This is a genomic window from Paenibacillus sp. 23TSA30-6, assembly GCF_014858585.1.
GTDB lineage: Bacteria > Bacillota > Bacilli > Paenibacillales > Paenibacillaceae > Paenibacillus.
Genome location: NZ_SLTL01000054.1, coordinates 1 through 15523, shown reverse-complemented (window position 1 = coordinate 15523; position 15523 = coordinate 1). Strand labels below are relative to the sequence as shown.

17 protein-coding genes and 1 pseudogene are annotated in these 15523 nt (G+C 41.5%); 16 read left to right on the top strand and 2 right to left on the bottom strand.

The features are described 5' to 3' along the window. The first annotated feature begins 246 nt into the window (after positions 1–246). The 12 genes from E0698_RS25435 (at position 247) to E0698_RS25380 (ending at position 10674) form a co-directional block, all read left to right on the top strand. Complete coding sequence (locus tag E0698_RS25435) at positions 247–756, top strand: tyrosine-type recombinase/integrase (protein ID WP_192513334.1); 510 nt, start codon at positions 247–249, stop codon at positions 754–756. Between the two features lie 1046 nt (positions 757–1802). Continuing rightward, the gene (locus E0698_RS25430) at positions 1803–2408 is read left to right on the top strand and encodes a DUF1349 domain-containing protein (RefSeq protein ID WP_192513333.1); all 606 of its coding nucleotides are present in this window, start codon (positions 1803–1805) and stop codon (positions 2406–2408) included. A gap of 685 nt (positions 2409–3093) precedes the next feature. Further along, complete coding sequence (locus E0698_RS27215) at positions 3094–3477, top strand: SDR family NAD(P)-dependent oxidoreductase (RefSeq protein WP_238354153.1); 384 nt, start codon at positions 3094–3096, stop codon at positions 3475–3477. Between the two features lie 109 nt (positions 3478–3586). Then, positions 3587–3844, top strand: a complete 258-nt coding sequence (locus tag E0698_RS25420; RefSeq protein WP_192513332.1) for a muconolactone Delta-isomerase family protein — start codon at positions 3587–3589, stop codon at positions 3842–3844. A gap of 528 nt (positions 3845–4372) precedes the next feature. After that, positions 4373–4858, top strand: a complete 486-nt coding sequence (locus E0698_RS25415) for a class I SAM-dependent methyltransferase (protein WP_192513331.1) — start codon at positions 4373–4375, stop codon at positions 4856–4858. 93 nt (positions 4859–4951) lie between these two features. After that, entirely contained in the window at positions 4952–5530 is a 579-nt protein-coding gene (locus E0698_RS25410) for a TetR/AcrR family transcriptional regulator (RefSeq protein WP_192513330.1), read from the top strand. A 333-nt stretch (positions 5531–5863) separates the two neighbouring features. Continuing rightward, entirely contained in the window at positions 5864–6646 is a 783-nt protein-coding gene (locus E0698_RS25405) for an SDR family NAD(P)-dependent oxidoreductase (RefSeq protein WP_192513329.1), read from the top strand. 456 nt (positions 6647–7102) lie between these two features. Continuing rightward, the gene (locus E0698_RS25400; RefSeq protein ID WP_192513328.1) at positions 7103–7843 is read left to right on the top strand and encodes an SDR family oxidoreductase; all 741 of its coding nucleotides are present in this window, start codon (positions 7103–7105) and stop codon (positions 7841–7843) included. 95 nt (positions 7844–7938) lie between these two features. Then, on the top strand, positions 7939–8640 hold the full coding sequence (locus E0698_RS25395) for an SDR family oxidoreductase (RefSeq protein WP_192513327.1): 702 nt from the start codon (positions 7939–7941) through the stop codon (positions 8638–8640). 53 nt (positions 8641–8693) lie between these two features. After that, positions 8694–8957: a muconolactone Delta-isomerase family protein gene (locus E0698_RS25390; RefSeq protein WP_192513326.1), complete on the top strand. Its 264-nt coding sequence runs from the start codon at positions 8694–8696 to the stop codon at positions 8955–8957. 301 nt (positions 8958–9258) lie between these two features. Beyond that, positions 9259–9525 carry a hypothetical protein gene (locus E0698_RS25385; protein WP_192513325.1) on the top strand — a complete coding sequence of 89 codons (267 nt, stop codon included), beginning with the start codon at positions 9259–9261 and terminating at the stop codon, positions 9523–9525. 78 nt (positions 9526–9603) lie between these two features. Continuing rightward, positions 9604–10674, top strand: coding sequence for an alkene reductase (locus tag E0698_RS25380; RefSeq protein WP_192513324.1), 1071 nt, complete (start codon positions 9604–9606; stop codon positions 10672–10674). A 187-nt stretch (positions 10675–10861) separates the two neighbouring features. Here the strand turns inward: E0698_RS25380 and E0698_RS25375 are convergent. Then, positions 10862–11587, bottom strand: a pseudogene (locus tag E0698_RS25375) (ISL3 family transposase); the annotation flags it as partial. A gap of 95 nt (positions 11588–11682) precedes the next feature. Between E0698_RS25375 and E0698_RS25370 the strand changes: the two are divergent. Next, positions 11683–12827, top strand: a protein-coding gene (locus E0698_RS25370; protein WP_192513323.1) for an IS3 family transposase whose coding sequence is annotated in 2 segments (ribosomal slippage) — positions 11683–11956 and positions 11956–12827 — 1146 coding nt in all. Because the reading frame shifts where the segments join, the coding sequence is not laid out codon by codon here. A gap of 180 nt (positions 12828–13007) precedes the next feature. Here E0698_RS25370 and E0698_RS25365 read toward each other — a convergent pair. Further along, the gene (locus tag E0698_RS25365) at positions 13008–13616 is read right to left on the bottom strand and encodes a sugar O-acetyltransferase (RefSeq protein WP_202895075.1); all 609 of its coding nucleotides are present in this window, start codon (positions 13614–13616) and stop codon (positions 13008–13010) included. 238 nt (positions 13617–13854) lie between these two features. Between E0698_RS25365 and E0698_RS25360 the strand changes: the two genes are divergently transcribed. The 3 genes from E0698_RS25360 to E0698_RS25350 are packed head-to-tail and all read left to right on the top strand — an operon-like array spanning position 13855 to position 15345. Next, a complete protein-coding gene (locus tag E0698_RS25360) occupies positions 13855–14469 on the top strand; it encodes a DUF1349 domain-containing protein (protein ID WP_192513321.1) in 615 nt (204 codons plus the stop codon). A gap of 35 nt (positions 14470–14504) precedes the next feature. Then, positions 14505–15071 carry a flavin reductase gene (locus tag E0698_RS25355; RefSeq protein ID WP_192513320.1) on the top strand — a complete coding sequence of 189 codons (567 nt, stop codon included), beginning with the start codon at positions 14505–14507 and terminating at the stop codon, positions 15069–15071. Between the two features lie 43 nt (positions 15072–15114). Next, positions 15115–15345 (top strand): hypothetical protein, encoded by a 231-nt coding sequence (locus E0698_RS25350; RefSeq protein ID WP_192513319.1) that lies wholly within the window; start codon positions 15115–15117, stop codon positions 15343–15345. The last annotated feature ends 178 nt before the right edge of the window (positions 15346–15523 follow it).

Sequence of the window (15523 nt, the reverse complement as noted above, 5' to 3'; positions counted from 1 at the left end):
TAGGGACGCACCTCGAATGAATTTGATTTTATTCTCGCATTCTCGATTCTCGATGTCCACTTTTTAGTCTAGCATCAGTCTTTACCAGCGACTGATAGGGAATTTTCTTTATACATTGTAAGCCTTATTCTAAACGGGTACAAAACCAGCACAATAAAAAGGAGGATAGTTGCAATTTGTCAGGCACATCTCTCATCAGGGTTTCTCACTCCAAAAACTTCGTTGGTAAACTCCGTAATTATTGGAGTGAATAAGGCTTACGGCACGGATGAGAGTAGCAAAAAGTCTATTAATAAAAGAATGCTTAACAAGTTGATTGAAGTACTGCCACAGAATTTGAAAGGTGCTCGTGATAAAGCAATTTTACTGTTGGGTTATGAAGGTTTATTTAATAGGAGGGAGTTAGTTTCGATCAACTTCGAGGATATTAATTTCGATCAACATCACAATTTAATAGTGCATTTTGAGAAAACACGAAGTAATCAGAGGAATTATAAAGAAGGAACATTAACGCTTAATCCTAATGAGAAAAACTGTCCAGTCAGTGCTGTTAGGGAGTGGGTGGTGAAGTCTGAAATTAGGTCTGGAGCTTTGTTCAGATCAATAAATAAACATGGACATCTAAGTGATAAAAGACTTTCTGATAAAGGTGTTGCTTTAATTGTGAAAGAATATGTAAAGCTAGCTGGTTTTAGCGATGACTTATATTCGAGTAGTAGTCTTCGTAACCGAGTCAAAACTCACAAAAAATCTTAAAGTCAATGAATAACATGACTATATTGATTGCTTTCCAAAATGGAAGTGTTCTTTTTATGATATAATTTTGATTTAATCAGTTGCTATTCTCTAATCATCACACTTCATAATCACTACAGTGTATACTTATACAATCGTGGTTTGCAGATATTCTCATTAAATGTGGAATTTTATAATAATATGTATTCGCACAGATAATTTTCTCATTTATTGTGAAAATAATCGTTGATAGAATCAATGTTTTCAGTCCATTTATGCTCACTAATTATGACATCGCACGTGTGTTGTCATATTGTCTGAAGAGATCATAATTGATGAAAATTTATTTTCACAATTAGTGATGATTGCATATTTATTCATAAAAATACAATGATCGGACTGTTTTTTAGCTTCTTTGAGTGTTTGGAGGGTGTTATTGTTCTTGGTTTTGACGGATTGTAAATAGGATCATCTCAAGTTTTACATAAGCAAACCGTTGTAGCTTTGAAGCGTGATGGATTACATTTAACAAGACTTTGTGGTGAAACGTTTACTTGTACACAGTTTGAAATTCTACGGCTGTCTCCATTAGTATCCTTTCAGGCGTCTCAGATCGTTATTTACAACATTTGGCCACTTAAAGAAATTGCAACATGTATACTGATTTGAAACAATCGTGCTATGTTCAGCCTATCTCATTCTTTATCCACCGAGTAGTTATAAAACAAGCGGCAATCAATTGCCGTCACAGTGGTATCTGCATGGTACGGCAGTCATGAATACCTTACGTAGACAATAGCTTAATTATTGTTTTTTTGTATAAATGAGCAAACGAAAAATTTATTTACTGATCGTTCCCGATTTGTTACTATAAATGAGTAGTAGGGGGAGGGGGTTAATGGCTTGAAGAAAGAGTTGGAAAGTGAACAAAGTATTGTATAAAGCAAAAACGCATTTTTTGTAACCAGGTTTCGAGTGGACGTCGATAAGTGATCTGCTTGAGCATATGGGTATCCATCGTAGAAATTCCTATGATATTTTATGACATAATATAAGGAGCCTATCAAATGGAACAATCAGTATTTGAACAATTTAAGTGGATTAATGAAAGCAAAGCTACCTTTGAGAATGACAAATTGATTATTGAAGCACCTGCGAAATCCGATTTTTTCAATAATAATGGAGCTGTTTCTGAAACAGGAATCACGCCGGAGAATCTGACCAATGCACCTTTTTATTACAAGGAAGTCACCGGGAATTTTGTGATGCGCGCTCAAGTCTCCCATGGATTCAAGGACACTTATGATTCAGCAACGCTTATGATTATGCAGGATTTTCAGGTGTGGGCTAAAGCTTGTTTTGAAAAGACAGACTTTGATACGCATGCAGTAGTTAGCGTTGTGACAAATCAAACGTCGGATGATGCAAACGGATGCAATATTGACAGTGACACCATATGGCTACAAATAGCACGAGTTGGCAATTCCTTTGCATTCCACTATTCACTGGATGGACTCAAATTTGTAATGATGCGCTTTTTTACGCTGCCAGTAGACGAGACCATCAAGGTTGGTCTTGAAGCACAGGCGCCGACAGGCCAAGGCGGAGCGCGGATTTTCCAGAACTTCTCGTTAGTCAATAAAACAGTGAAAAACATTCGTTTCGGCGAATAAGCTTAAGCCAACCCGCCAATGACTGTAGAATCGATGCTTGCGGGTTGGATTCTTGGGCTTGATTCAGCGGTTTCTGTGCTCCTGGGGAGTTATGCAATAATGGTTTTTGAAAAGATTTGATAAAATGCGGATGATCAACTTATTTCTTTTAACAATAGACAGCACAAGTGAATGACCGTGAAAGTGCTTAAGAAAGTAATAGTTGACTGATCGTTCCCAAATGAAATATACTACAATTATAAAAAAATCTTATCGTTTCGAGAATAATCATTCTCGAACGTTCTGGCTTGTATTTAATGTAACACTTAAGAATCAAAATTTTTTTCATAATTTAAGAACGATCATTCAATAAAAGGGGGTGTATAAAAATGGATATTTCAAAACAAGTTGCTATTGTCAGCGGTTCAAATCGAGGTTTAGGCAAACATCTAGCTCTTGAACTTTAGCAAGAGGAGCTAAAGTATACGCTGGTGCGAGGAACCCAGAATCAGTCGATCTGCCTGGTGCTATTCCACTACAACTCGATATTACTGATCCGAAATCTGTGGTAGCTGCAGCAGAGATCGCAGGGGATGTTACCCTTCTAATTAACAACGCTGGTTCAGCAACGGGTGCTTCTCTGCTCACAGGTGAGCTGGATGATATTCATTTGTAATTCGACACTCATGTTTCTAGTACACTTTCAATGATTCGCACGTTCGCACCAGTGATTGAGAAGAATGGAGGGGGTTCGATTCTGAATATCCTATCCGTATTATCTTGGATCAATATAGGCGAAGGAGGGGCATATTCAGCTGCAAAATGTGCTCAATGGGAAGTAACAAAAGCATTACGCTTAGAATTAGCTGCTAAGAACGTTAGGGTTGCCGGATTGCATGTAGCGTTTATTGACACGGACATGACAGCTGGCATCCATGCGCCTAAATTATCTCCAAAGGACATCTCTAGAACCGCAATCGATGGGATTGAAGCCGACCTCTACGAGATTGTTGCTGATGCTACAAGTCGGGAGGTACAGCAGGGTCTTGCCGGAGGAGTTCCTTCCCTGTACCCACATTTATTTCAATAAAAATACCCTACTCGATGCTTGTAGTGAAAGTATTGGTATTGATCGTGTGAAACTATAATAAATGAGATTTGGATTTTACAGTATATTAACATATTAGGAGGAGTGAAACATGCGTTTTCTCGTTCATGTCAAAATTCAACCAGATGCACCGCAGGAAGAAATTGCGGAACAGTTGCCCGCAGAACAAGCACGGTTCGCAGAATTGGTGGAACAAGGGGTGATCAGTAAGTTTTATCTCTCCCACACGAGGGACGAGCATTGGTCCATTTGTATCGCTGACAACCAGGATGCTTTAAAAATCGCTTTGAAAACATTGCCATTTTATAAATTTATGATTATAGAATACACCGAACTAGTTGACGAATAATACCTAAGTATTAATCCAGAATCGGGGTATTAAAATATAGTTATGCAAAAGCCTACTTTCTCAAATTAATCTTGAGAAAGTAGGCTTTTAAATAATAGGATGATGCTTATCGTTGTAAATCTGAAGTGAATATATCGTAATTCGTTGGTGAATGAGCATTCTATATGAAGCAAGGTGACCCTATATATGTGGGGTACAGCTAGTGCCACTCCTTGAACTATAAGACTTGAGAAGGTAGATAGAGGTGTTCATTTTATCGAGGAAAACAGGCTCATTTATTTGATTCGAAAACGAAGATCACGCATTCATGGACGGAATCCTGGAGTGAAAAGCTGTAGCGACAAGAATTTATGTGTTAGTCATATTTGAAAAATAGCTAAAAGAGAATATTAAATGGATTTTTTTGGAATAACGAGAAAGGTGATTATATCATAAACAAGAGTATGTCAATCTCACAAAAGTATCTATTTTTGTTAAGTTTCTTCGTTTTTCCAGACAAACATGCGCGTTACTCCTTGTTCAAAGACATTGGCGAAAAAATGGTTTCTGCGATCTCTTGGGATAAAGTCCCGCCATGTCGTAGAACTTGGTGCTGGAACAGGAGTCATTACCCATTTTATTCACGAGGCAGTAGATTCAAGCGGAAAGGTTTTTGTGTTCGAGAAAGATCCGACCTTACGCCATTCGCTGAAGGAACAATTTCTGGAATCTAGCTTCTTTGTGGATGCAACTCAGCTAGATGTAAATCTGCGAAGTATGGTAGTTGAAGAAATTGATTGCGTAATTAGTGGCTTACCGTTTGCTAACTTTTCTCAACAACTCCGTGACGGTATTATTGAGAAGGTCGTTCAGACGCTGAAACCAGGAGGTTTGTTTGTAGCGTTTCAATATTCCTTGCAAATGAAAAAACATTTGAAACAACATTTCAAAATTGTTCATATTCATTATGTCATAACTAACCTCCCGCCAGCTTTTGTTTATATATGCCAAAAGAATGAAGAGATCTATCCATAATCTTTATGTATGATAATTAAATCTAAAACAAGAAATGATTCTTTCTTTACTTATCGTTCCCAATATGCTACATTAGTTTTGGGAGGGAGTTTTATGGCAAGAAGTAAAGAGTTTGAAGTAAACGCAGTATTGGACAAAGCAATGATGCTTTTTTGGGAGCAAGGTTACGAAAAGACATCCATGAGTGATCTGGTTAAGCATATGGGAATCCACCGCAGAAGCATGTATGATACATTTGGTGACAAACATTCGCTGTTTCTACAGGCTATGGATCGATATATTAACAAAGTTGAAGTCACCCTTACAGGAGAAGTCAAACAATCTAAGACAGCAACTGAAGCTCTGCAGATTATTTTTCGTTTTATGGTTCTCGATGAAGAAGGCTCGCCTTCTGGTTGCTTAATGGTTAATTCTGTGACGGAACTGGCTGCACGAGATGGCGATGTGGATACCAGATCGATTGAATCCTTCGCTATAACAGAGCAGATGTTCGAGCAGATTATTCTTTGGGGACAGCGGGATGGAGAATTCACCTCTGATTACGAAGCCAAGGAGTTAGCAGAATATCTGCATGCTATTTCGGTTGGTATACGGGTAATGGGAAGATCCACTATTGATAAAGAAAAACTATTTCGTATAGTGAATGTATCTTCAAAACTTTTGCAAGGCTAACCCATTTTTTTTACACTTACTAGAATGATCATTCCTTTGTTGCGTGGATGTCCCTTCGCTTAAGTTAATCTCCCTAATAAATAGTATTTTCAACCTTTTTAGAATAAATATTCTTAAAAGGTTGGTCCAAGGAGGAATGAATCATTATCTAGCAAGATTGTACTTGTAACAGGCGTAAATAAGGGGAGTAGTGTTGAAGTAGCCAAACAGCCAGTAATTACTGCATGAGTGGGGCATGAAACCTACAGCGAAGATGAGTTATAAAGTTATACATTAAAGTGTTCATTAGTGATTACCGTACAAACTTATAATAATTAATTGAGGTGGATTAAAATGGGTAAAACTGTACTTATTACTGGCGCTTCGGGTGGAATTGGCAAAGAGTTGGCGGATCGTTTTGCCAAAGATGGCCACAATATGGTTCTCGTGGCAAGAAGTGAGGCTAAGCTTGTAGAATTGGCGAAAGGATATCGCGAAAGATACGGTGTTCACGTAAAGGTGTTCGCGAAGGATGTAACGTCACCGGGTGTGGCTGAAGATATTGCTGCCGAGCTTAAAAAGGAAGGAATCGCCGTCGACTATCTGGTCAATAATGCGGGCTTTGGCTTGTATGGGTCATTCTTGGAAACAGAGTTGGAACAAGAAATGAATATGATCGATGTCAATGTCAAGGCTTTAACGATTATGACGAAGTTGTTCTTGCCAGATATGGTCAAACGGCGCCAAGGGGGAGTGATGAATGTGGCTTCTGTAGCGGCTTTTTACCCAGGGCCTCTAATGGCAGTTTACTTCGCTACGAAGGCATACGTCCTTTCATTCACAGAGGCGCTGGAGAATGAACTGACTGGAACGGGCGTGACTGTAACGGCTCTATGTCCTGGCCCAACGGCAACTGGTTTCATCGATCGTTCGGACGTGGGATCTTCCAAGCTGTACCAAAGCGGTGTTATGGAGGTCGGAGTGGTGGCAGACGAGGCGTACCGCGATTTCTTGCGTGGCAAGACACTGATCATTCCAGGAGCAATTCACCGGTTCATTACGTCCCTACCACGGTTTTTACCTCGTAAAATGATGACTGGTCAAATCAGAGTTCGTACAGAGAGTGTAAATAGATGATCCAAAAGGCTACGTCTAAAGTAATAAATTGTGCGGCACAAGTTAATCGCTAATACATTGAAATTCTCAGGAATATCACTAATGATCAACAATGGTTTTCTGAAGTTTGGTTTGCAAAAGCTGAAGAGGCCGGGTTGAAATACATGGCTTTAATTACTCCGGAAAAGGCAGTAGCCAGTTCCATCTTAAAAGACTCGACATAGAGCTGCAAGGAAGCTACTCCACTGAAAACTTTGATTCTATGGAGGAGGCTCTGCGGTGGTTATTCGAAAACATATAAGGTGTTCCATACAGGTTTCCATTATAATGAAAAAAATTTATGCCTACTTAGAATCAGTTTCTTAAATCACTCTTAACACTTTTCAGTTTCAGTGTATACCAAGGCAAAGAGTGAGACAACAATTTGGGTTCAACAAATAAACCAATAGATAAGTTATAAACGAGGAGGAATTAAGAATGAAATTAACAGGGAATACTATTTTTATTACAGGTGGCGGTTCAGGGATTGGACGTGGACTAGCAGAGGCATTACACAAACTTGGAAACAAGGTTATCATCGCAGGGCGGAGTAAAGAGCGTTTAGAGGAAACCATCAATGCGAATCCTGGCATGTCCGCAGTGGTGCTAAATATACAGGACCCTGCCAACGTAAAGTCAGTCGCCCAGCAGCTAATTGAAGAATACCCGGACCTAAATGTCCTGTTTAACAATGCCGGTATTTATGTACCCGATGACCCATCGGATGTAGTTGACGAAGATGTTTTGGTTCAGACAGTCAACACAAACCTGCTCGGTCCGGTCCGTATGGCGTCTGCGTTGCTGGGTCATTTGAAGTCCAAAGATGAAGCTTATATCATCAACACGACTTCGATACTTGGATTCGTACCAGTGGTAAGGGGAGCTATATATTCTGCGACGAAAGCAGCGCTTCATTCCTATACGCTGACCCAACGATATATCCTTAAAGACACATCGGTGAGAGTATTGGAAATTGCGCCGCCATTGGTTCAAACGCAAATGATGAATTACGATCCGAATGTGATGCCACTTGTGCCATTTATTGAAGAAACCATGCAAGTACTTGGTACAGATACGGATGAGGTGCTGGTAGAAGAAGCAAAAATGTATCGCAATAATCCGGGCCCGAACGAAGGCATTCTTGTGAATCAAGTAAACGATATGTTGACTGGTCAATAATTCGCATTTTAAATAAAGTATGTTATAAATACGTGGAAATTGGAGTATGTATAAAAATTTAAGAACGATCATTTGAAAAAGGAGTAGTAAAAAAAATGGATTTTTCTAAACAAGTTGCTATTGTAAGTGGTTCAAATCGAGGTTTAGGCAAGGAGCTTGCTCTTGAACTTCTAGCAAGGGGAGCTAAAGTATACGCTGGAGCGAGGAACCCAGAAACAGTCGATTTGCCGGGTGCTATTCCACTACAGCTCGATATTACTGATTCGAAATCCGTAATTGCTGCAGCGGAGGCTGCTGGGGATGTGACCCTTCTGATCAACAATGCCGGTACCGCAACTGGCGCTTCTCTGCTCACAGGTACGCTGGACGATATTCATTTGGAATTCGACACTAATGTTTTCGGTACACTTTCAATGATTCGCACGTTTGCACCAGTGATTGAAAAGAATGGGGGAGGTTCGATTCTTAATATTTTATCTGCGTTATCTTGGATCAATATAGGTAACTCAGGCGCATATTCAGCTGCAAAATCTGCTCAATGGGGAGTGACGAATGCATTACGCTTAGAATTAGCTCCTAAGAACGTTCGGGTTGCCGGATTGCACGTAGCATTCATGGACACGGACTTGACAGCAGGCATTCAAGCACCTAAGTCATCTCCAAAGGACATCGCAAGAATTGCGATAGATGGAATCGAAGCGGGTCTCTACGAGATTGTTGCTGATGACACAAGCCGGAATGTGCAACAAGACCTTTCTGGTGGGATTTCTTCTCTATATCCGCAATTATTCCAATAAAATTACACAATATGCGTTAGAAAATATTATGAAAATATTAGGAGTGGTACAACATGCGTTTTCTCTCTCATGTCAAAATTAAACCAACAACAACAGAGGAAGAAATTAATGAACTGTTACCGGCGGAACAAGCTCGATTTGCTGAATTAGTGGAACAGGGACTGATTAAATCGTTTTACCTTTCCCACACAAGGGACGAGCATTGGTCTATTTTAATTGGAGACAGTTTAGAAGAGATTCGAGTTGCTGTGGAGTCATTGCCATTTTATAAATTTATGGAAATAGAATACACCGAACTGGTCGACGAGGAGATCTAGGTACAAACGAAGTATGTAGTGGTTTGTTGTTGCGTTCTATCGTCATCAAACGGAGGAAACTATATAACGACATAGCAGATTTCGGGGAGAGGGGTGTGATCTTTGTTGTCAGGTTAAGCGGCTAGTGCCTCCGCCTCTTTGTATTCGTGTGCTTATAAGCCTTACTCTGTTTGTCTCGTGAATGTTCGATTTTTGACCACAGGGACGATATTGCGCTTGAGTTCTTCCAGAAATCGAGCATAGAGGATATCCTTTTGCACGTCGACTAGAGTAATTACTGGAGCAAATTCAGGAATCGGTAATGAGACTGCGTTGGCGTTTGCTGCTTGGGGAAAAAATTGATCATTGTTGCCAGAAGTTAAAGGCGAAAATCTTAACACCAGCTATTACGGAGTCAGAATTTGCACAAAAATCAATAGATACTGAAGCTTTTGATTTTGAAGCAAACATGCCTAAATATCATACTGCTAAGCAAATGGCAGGTTTCATGGTGAACCTATATGATAGCAACGAAGTGGTAAGAATTGTAGATCGAAATTATACCTTCAATTTAAAGAGGAAAAATTAATCCAGTTATTTTATAATTTTAAATATATTTGTAAATATGTAGAATTCAATTTATCTCACTTAAATAGGAGGAATAAAGATGGCGAGATTATGGAGTAAAACAAAAATTGGAAACATGGAATTGCCTCATCGACTAACGATGGCGCCAATGACACGCAGTAGAGCACAAGAAGATGGTACACCTGGAGAGTTGGCTGCACTTTATTATGCTCAACGTGCCTCCTTGGGACTTCTAATTACGGAAGGTGCACAACCATCAGACGATGGTCAAGGATATTTAATGACACCTGGGATCTATACAGAAAAGCATATTGAAGGGTGGAAAAAGGTTACAAGTGCTGTGCATGAAGCAGGCGGATACATCTATATTCAATTAATGCATGTCGGTCGTGTATCGCACCCTGATAATACACCACATCATCGGCAGCCGGTTGCACCATCTGCAATTGCCCCAGGAGTAGAAGCGTTTACGGCTACAGGAATGCAGCATATCCCTGTACCACGTGAGCTGAGTAAAGAAGAGATTCAAACAACCATTCAAGATTATCGAAAAGCTGCAGCTGCAGCTATTGCAGCAGGCGCTGACGGTGTTGAAATTCATGGAGCAAATGGATATTTAATTAACCAATTTATTGGAGAAAATTCAAACACGCGGAGAGATGAGTATGGTGGTTCTATAGAAAATCGTGCTCGCTTTGCGATTGAAGTAGCCAAAGCCGTCGTTGACGAGATTGGACCAGAGAGAACTGGTTTCCGTATTTCTCCAGGAACCCCTCTTGGCGGAATTCAAGATGGTGAACAAGGGCCAGATCTTTACCGTTACTTGACGAAAGAATTAGCTAAATTGAATTTAGCTTATCTTCACGTAATGCACCTTGGAAATGATGAATTGCTTCAAGACATTCGTTCCTTATGGACTAATCCGTTGTTAGTCAATCGGGCTGGACGGACAATAGACAATATCAGTGTTGATATTGATAGTGACCTTGCTGATCTAGCTCCTGTTGGAGTATGGTCATTATCTAATCCGGATTTTGTGGAACGACTTAAAGCAGGCGCTCCATTAAATGAAGCAGATCCTGCAACATTTTATGGCGGCGGGAGCAAGGGATATACGGATTATCCTACATTGAAAGAATTAGAGCACTAGGAAAGTAAGTAATTGGCTTCAAATTAAAATTAAAAATTATAGAAATAGAAATGCTCAAAATGGCGTACAACTGAAAAATTGTACGTCATAAATTCATCTATTAGTAAACGTCTTAAGGAACAACTTTCTAAAGGAATCCTATTTTGGTACAGCCTCTTGGATCAGCCAAAAGATCAGTGCTTGACAGTTAAGCCAATACCCGATGATGGTTACATTCCACGAGAATGTCTGCTCTGTAGCGGCCATAGTGTCTGGTGAAGTAATGCCGACGTTGGTAAGCCTTGATGCGATTATGTCGGCCCTCAACGGTTGCGTTTGTAAAGCGGCATTGATGGTAGTTTACGATCTCTTTTTGCCAATTATGCATCGTTTTCAGCGTGCTGCGGACGGATGCATGATCAATGGATTCGCCTTTAGCACACCAGCGGGCAAATCCCAGTTTGGCAACTGCAAGGTCAGGTGAATAGTCGTACCACGCAATAAAGGCTTCTTTCCATTCCCAAACCTGCCTGAAAAGCAAGGAGTAGTTCAGCAATCTTTCCAGACGTTTCCGACTCTCGGTGTCCAGCGTTTCGGCGGGTGGATTCAGCAAGCTATGATTAGCCTTTAGATACGCCTTTGCTCGCGGTGAGAGGGTCTGCTGGAGAGTCTTTCGTACCTCCTGCACACTGCTAATTACGTAACCGTGTACGTGAAAACGGTCAGCGATGCGGATGGCCGATGGAAAACACTCGCGAATCCAGGTGTGGTACGCTTGCGCCAAATCCATCACAACCGCTTTGGGTTTCAACATGAGAAACCTTGGATGTTCTTTGGCATATCGCCGCAAATCGTCCAGTTTCCTTCCCGGCCATAGATCCAGCATTGATTCTCCTTTGAGGTTGTGAATTCCGGTGTTGTAGGTATGGCCTTTGGGACTGACCCCATAGCGTGAGACAAATTAAAACACCTTCAAGAGAATGCAGCCATGTCGTAAGATATGGAGACAACCTTGGAGGTGTTTTTGCGTTGGCAACAAGAGTTAGCTATCCGGTAGAAGTGAAGATGAAAGCCATCGAAATGAGATTGGCTGGCATTCCTGTGAAAGAAGTCATGGAGCAACTGAACATACGAAATAAGACACAAGTGGACACCTGGATGAGATGGTATCGTAAGGGAGAATGGAATCGGTTAGAGCAGCCTGTGGGTAAACAATACAGCTACGGCAAAGGGCCTGAATATACTTCAGAATTGGAGAAAGTAAAGGCTGAGAATCGGTTTTTGAAGCAACAACTAGATCTGCTAAAAAAGTACAGGGAAATGGAAAGGAGGTGTCTCCAAAGATTATAGTGGAGTGGGTGGAGTCCATTCGAGGGGACGTTAGTGTGAGCCAAGTGTGTGCATGGATCGGGATTCCTCGTGCCACTTACTATCGTTGGAAAGCCGCCTATGGGAGTCGCTACAAAGATCACATGGTGGAGAAAATTCGAGAACTCTGCAGGCAGCATAAATTTCGCTATGGATACCGAAAGATCACAGCGCTGCTTCGGAGAGAGCATAAGATTAACCACAAACGTGTGCAGCGAATTATGCAGAACGAGGGGCTGCAGTGCCGTGTCAAAGTGAAGAAACGCAAACCTACGGGGCAACCAGCCTATATCGCAGAACACTTGTTAAAGCGCCAATTCGAATCCGATGCCCCCATGCAAAAACTCGTAACAGATATTACGTATTTGCCGTTTGGCGGAAAAACGTTATACCTGTCGAGTATTTTGGACTTGTTTAACGGAGAGATTGTGGCCTACAGTATAGCTGACAAGCAAGACACTGCATTCGTGCTGGACACACTTAACCAGTTACCCGATCTACCAGGCACAGTGCTCCATAGCGACCAGGGCAGCGTCTATACTTCTCAGGCGTATCAAGAAGCTGTAAAGGGAAAAGGCATTACCATGAGCATGTCCCGCAAGGGTACGCCCGCTGATAATGCCCCCATCGAATCGTTTCATTCCACGCTAAAGTCTGAAACGTTCTATCTCGAATGTTTAACCTGTACAACGACGGCAATCGTCGTACAGATCGTTCGAGACTACATGACTTACTATAACTCAATTCGCATTCAAACAAAACTAAATAACCAGTCGCCGGTTCATTTCCGGCAACTGGCTGCTTAGAACTTGAAAGGTGTTTTGATCCCTGTCTCAGAAACAGGGGGCAGTCCCCCTAGTGAACGGCTGCTTTTTTGTTTCTAATGATGGCTGCTAGCAAGAGGTATGGAGTCCACGCTCGTAAAACGCGCCGTGCGCTAACGGAGATTTACTTAATAAATGAAACGACTTGAGAAGTTAATGTTGCTATTTGACTAATTGTTCATTATCTTTCTTCCAATATTTCTTCCTGTCCTCATCAGTAATTTTGCGAATCACCCGACATGGATTTCCTGCGGCGATGACTCCAGAAGGGATATCCCGGTTCACCACGCTACCCGCACCAATCACTGTGTTGTCACCAATGGTCACTCCGGGTAGGACAACAACATTTCCGCCGAACCATACACTATTGCCTATTGTAATAGGGTATGCGTATTCCAACCCTTGATTTCGTTGCTCTACATCGAGGGGGTGGCCCGCAGTATAGAAGCTGCAGTTAGGAGCAATAAAGACGTTATCTCCAAAGGTAACTTTAGCCCCGTCCAGGACGACACAATTATGATTAACGTAGAAATTCTCGCCAAACGAGATGTTGTACCCGTAGTCACACCAGAACGGTTGTTCAATGAGAAAGCTTTGGCTAGGCTCTCCGATTAACTTCTCAATAATCGACTTGCGATCGACCGAATTTGAAGGAGAACACTGATTGTACGCATGACAGAGATCTTTTGCCCGAGTCCGTTCTTCAATCAGAGAGGGTTCATTATTGGCATCATATAGAAATCCTTTACTAGCTTTTTCTTTTTCATTCATCATTTCTTCCCACACTCCATTGGTTAAATTTTTTGACTTGACACCAGGATATCAGGATCACTATTTCTTATAGTACATTTGTAAATCATTTACTAAAAGCATTATAATAAGTGACGTGATAACTATCATACTGAGATCCCTATACACTTGCAAGTTGAATTTTTTTTGCTTGGGATGGATATGGATGTCAAAATTGAGTATTACGTAGAAACATATAACTTAAAGGAGGACAAAATAATTGACAGAGCAAAACAGAACCAGAATTAGCTGGAAGGAAGGAATATGGCTCAATCCCCCGCAGTCATCCCTGGAAGAAGGCGGATTGCTGAAGGTTGTGCCTGAGAAGGGCAGAGACTTCTGGAAAAAGACGTTATATGGTTTTGAATTTGAAGACGGGCCAGCATTGCTAACAGATTGGGATCGCGACAAGGCAGTTGAGGTATCTTTTAAACTCGGCTCTTTTACAGAGTTATACGATCAGGCAGGCCTGTTGTTGTATCACGGCCCGGAGCAATGGATTAAAACAGGCGTTGAAATCAACGATGGCATACCTCAGCTTGCCGTGGTGGTTACGGATGGTTATTCCGACTGGTCGCTAGCGGCTGTGCCGGATTGGGTGGGGGAAGAAGTCACCCTGCGTGCTTCGATTATTAAGGATGCTGTGATTATTCGAGCTCGGAGTGAACATCATGCATGGCGGACAATTCGGGTCGCACGATTTCCATACTCATCAGGTAATCAAGCCGGTCCTTATACTTGTTCACCCACTCGGGAGGGCTTCGAGGCTACGTTTACCCGCTGGGACATTACCACTCCAGATCAAGACCTCCATATCGATCCTCCAATAGAATAAACGCCTAAGTATATACAGAAAGGAGTTGTCAAAGAGTGAGAATACCTATAGATGAAGCGTTGTGGTATTCCTACCCCGGAATGGTGGCGCTCGTCACAGCACGTTACAACGGAAAGCAAAATATTATGGCTTCAGGTTGGCATACGTACATCGGATCTTCGCCCGGGATTTACGGAATATCACTTCGTAAGGAGACCTACACCTATTCCCTGATTGAGAAGAGCGGTGTATTCGGTGTACATTTTATGCCTGGCCATTGCACAGAAATCATTCAAGCGGTTGGAACGTTTAGCGGGTTTCGTCTGGACAAGTTCACCGAGTTCAATATCAGCTATGAAGAAGGTCTCAAGGCGGACATTCCTGTACTTTCGGATGCCTATTTTGCCTATGAATGCCGAACGATCAATATCACAACCTATGGAGACCATGAATGGATTGCAGGTGAGATTCTGCAGTGCTATCGAGACAATAATTATTTTATGGACAATGGACTTCTAGACTTGACGAAACTAGAAATTCCACTGTATCTGGGACGCTCTACCTACCGGTTGTTGAATAAAGATAGCAAAGAGAAAGATCATCCTTTTTACCTCAACAGATAAGGCTTTGCAGGATTAATTTGTCGCACTGGCGGCGAAGACCATCATGTCTCTGATTGCAATAGTAAATCCTGAGACTGTAGCGTTAACAGGAGAGCTGGTAAGAGAGGAACATATCAAGGAAATTTACAACCAGTGCAAGGGTGTAATACCTGATGAACATATGCCGCAGATCATGGTATTAAACCATCCCCATGAGCATTATATAAACGGTTTGATTGCTGTCACACTGGAGAGCCTGAGCTATAATTTGCAACTTGTGGAAAAACGTCGCTAATTCGAGGAGATTACTCCATTCAGCGAAAGACAAAAATAGTAACAATAAGAGGCGTCCTGACTCTGATAGCTCAAAGGGAAGGACGCCTCTTATTGTTACACTGATGCTAGACTAAAAAGTGGACATCGAGAATCGAGAATGCGAGAATAAAATCAAATTCATTCGAGGTGCGTCCCTA

Coding starts and splice junctions, on each gene's coding strand:
- E0698_RS25430 (WP_192513333.1), top strand. CDS start 1,803: ATGGAACAATCAGTATTTGAACAATTTAAGTGGATTAATGAAAGCAAA.
- E0698_RS27215 (WP_238354153.1), top strand. CDS start 3,094: ATGATTCGCACGTTCGCACCAGTGATTGAGAAGAATGGAGGGGGTTCG.
- E0698_RS25420 (WP_192513332.1), top strand. CDS start 3,587: ATGCGTTTTCTCGTTCATGTCAAAATTCAACCAGATGCACCGCAGGAA.
- E0698_RS25410 (WP_192513330.1), top strand. CDS start 4,952: ATGGCAAGAAGTAAAGAGTTTGAAGTAAACGCAGTATTGGACAAAGCA.
- E0698_RS25405 (WP_192513329.1), top strand. CDS start 5,864: ATGGGTAAAACTGTACTTATTACTGGCGCTTCGGGTGGAATTGGCAAA.
- E0698_RS25400 (WP_192513328.1), top strand. CDS start 7,103: ATGAAATTAACAGGGAATACTATTTTTATTACAGGTGGCGGTTCAGGG.
- E0698_RS25395 (WP_192513327.1), top strand. CDS start 7,939: ATGGATTTTTCTAAACAAGTTGCTATTGTAAGTGGTTCAAATCGAGGT.
- E0698_RS25390 (WP_192513326.1), top strand. CDS start 8,694: ATGCGTTTTCTCTCTCATGTCAAAATTAAACCAACAACAACAGAGGAA.
- E0698_RS25385 (WP_192513325.1), top strand. CDS start 9,259: ATGAGACTGCGTTGGCGTTTGCTGCTTGGGGAAAAAATTGATCATTGT.
- E0698_RS25380 (WP_192513324.1), top strand. CDS start 9,604: ATGGCGAGATTATGGAGTAAAACAAAAATTGGAAACATGGAATTGCCT.
- E0698_RS25365 (WP_202895075.1), bottom strand. CDS start 13,616: ATGAATGAAAAAGAAAAAGCTAGTAAAGGATTTCTATATGATGCCAAT.
- E0698_RS25350 (WP_192513319.1), top strand. CDS start 15,115: ATGTCTCTGATTGCAATAGTAAATCCTGAGACTGTAGCGTTAACAGGA.